The sequence below is a fragment of the Streptomyces sp. NPDC012474 genome (genome assembly GCF_042955185.1).
GTDB lineage: Bacteria > Actinomycetota > Actinomycetes > Streptomycetales > Streptomycetaceae > Streptomyces > Streptomyces cahuitamycinicus.
The window spans coordinates 1-1,053 of the sequence record NZ_JBIBEP010000057.1 but is presented as its reverse complement, the minus strand read 5'-3'; the positions used below and the strand labels follow the sequence as shown (position 1 = coordinate 1,053).

Sequence of the window (1,053 nt, the reverse complement as noted above, 5' to 3'; positions counted from 1 at the left end):
CACGGCCTACACCCTTACCCCGGGACAACCACCGCCCGGGATGGACTACCTTCCTGCGTCACCCCATCACTCACCTACTAACCGCTTGGTTCGGCGGCTCCACCACTTTCCTTTCCCCGAAGGGTCCGGAACGGCTTCACGGCCTTAGCATCACGATGCTCGATGTTTGACGCTTCACAGCGGGTACCGGAATATCAACCGGTTATCCATCGACTACGCCTGTCGGCCTCGCCTTAGGTCCCGACTTACCCTGGGCAGATCAGCTTGACCCAGGAACCCTTAGTCAATCGGCGCACACGTTTCTCACGTGTGTATCGCTACTCATGCCTGCATTCTCACTCGTGAACCGTCCACAACTCGCTTCCGCGGCTGCTTCACCCGGCACACGACGCTCCCCTACCCATCCACACAGGCGTTGGCCCTATTGTGTGAATGACACGACTTCGGCGGTACGCTTGAGCCCCGCTACATTGTCGGCGCGGAATCACTAGACCAGTGAGCTATTACGCACTCTTTCAAGGGTGGCTGCTTCTAAGCCAACCTCCTGGTTGTCTCTGCGACTCCACATCCTTTCCCACTTAGCGTACGCTTAGGGGCCTTAGTCGATGCTCTGGGCTGTTTCCCTCTCGACCATGGAGCTTATCCCCCACAGTCTCACTGCCGCGCTCTCACTTACCGGCATTCGGAGTTTGGCTAAGGTCAGTAACCCGGTAGGGCCCATCGCCTATCCAGTGCTCTACCTCCGGCAAGAAACACACGACGCTGCACCTAAATGCATTTCGGGGAGAACCAGCTATCACGGAGTTTGATTGGCCTTTCACCCCTAACCACAGGTCATCCCCCAGGTTTTCAACCCTGGTGGGTTCGGTCCTCCACGAAGTCTTACCTCCGCTTCAACCTGCCCATGGCTAGATCACTCCGCTTCGGGTCTTGAGCGCGCTACTATATCGCCCTATTCGGACTCGCTTTCGCTACGGCTTCCCCACACGGGTTAACCTCGCAACACACCGCAAACTCGCAGGCTCATTCTTCAAAAGGCACGCAGTCACGAGA

At 57.4% G+C, this 1,053-nt stretch carries 1 rRNA gene; it reads right to left on the bottom strand.

The window, feature by feature from the left end:
* Positions 1-1,053 (bottom strand): 23S ribosomal RNA (locus tag ACFY9S_RS40655); the annotation flags it as partial.